Here is a 280-nt window from a genome sequence, read left to right as displayed (position 1 = left end):
ATTGGCACTTTCGAAGGCTGAAGTCGCCGAGATCATGAAGGCGGCCTATGTCGATTTCAAACCCGCCGGGAAGGAGGATTCGTCAAACCAGTCCAGGCATCGCAAGCGTGAGGTCATTGTCGCGCTGGGCCGCATGCCCTCCTCAGAAGTCATTGATCTATTCAAGGGTAATCCGACGTTTAAGGGAGCCAAGACCGGCCGGAGTAACCGCGTCCTCGTGATGACGCAGGTTTTGAACGAGTTGCGCCGGCCGAAGGAATTGCCCTCAGCTCCCAGCGCT

The 280-nt window shown here is 57.1% G+C and carries 1 protein-coding gene; it reads left to right on the top strand.

Annotated elements, in window-relative coordinates; genetic code table 11:
* A partial coding sequence (locus tag Q1A75_RS24165) for a hypothetical protein (protein ID WP_299593707.1) occupies positions 1-280 on the top strand: 280 nt, incomplete at both ends.

It is taken from the genome of uncultured Tateyamaria sp., assembly GCF_947504105.1.
Taxonomy (GTDB): domain Bacteria; phylum Pseudomonadota; class Alphaproteobacteria; order Rhodobacterales; family Rhodobacteraceae; genus Tateyamaria.
Note: the sequence above shows the minus strand (reverse complement) of the source record. Positions and strands in the feature narration are given on the sequence as shown.